Raw genomic sequence first — 628 nt, 5'->3', positions numbered from 1 at the left:
CAAAGCCACATTTCACTTATCGTTTAGCTTCTTATCCATCATGTCACAGATATGCAGCTAGATTTGTCCAGTGAACGATCTAAATCACACTATAGTTAGTCGGTTACAATCCTCCAGTAAATGCATTTTTTCTTCACTACAGTCTTTTTCTCAGTAATTTAAAAATACCTCTGAAATAAAAATTATATTTATAGGGGTTCGACAATGATCACCAAACTAATAAATGAAGACTTGATTAAGCTTGATCTTCAAGCGTCTTCAAAAGAAGACGTATTTAAAGAACTGGTTGCCGTTCTTCATGCCCAAGGTCGTATTTCTGACCAAACAAAATTTCTTGAAGATATAAAAGCACGTGAAGAATTAGGAAATACCGGATTTGAAGATGGCGTGGCAATTCCACACGCGAAAAGCGCCGCTGTGATTGAACCGGCGGTTGTGATCGGCGTAAGCAAATCAGGTATCGAGTACGGCGCGGAAGACGGTTTACCTTCAAAGCTGTTCTTCATGATCGCTTCTCCAGACGGTGGCGATAACCACCACATCGAAGTACTTGCAGAACTGTCTTCAAAACTGATTGAAGATGGTTTCATCGATGCGTTCTTGGGCGCAGCAAACAGCCAAGACGCAC

The 628-nt window shown here is 41.1% G+C and carries 1 protein-coding gene; it reads left to right on the top strand.

What is annotated here, in order from left to right; translation table 11 throughout:
- Positions 1-204 precede the first annotated feature (204 nt).
- Positions 205-628 (top strand): fructose PTS transporter subunit IIA (locus R7Q48_RS28475; protein ID WP_318133685.1); only part of this gene is annotated, 424 nt, incomplete at its 3' end.

It is taken from the genome of Vibrio sp. 378 (genome assembly GCF_033339435.1).
The sequence above is the reverse complement of the archived record's forward strand: the minus strand, read 5'-3'. Positions and strand labels throughout refer to the sequence as shown.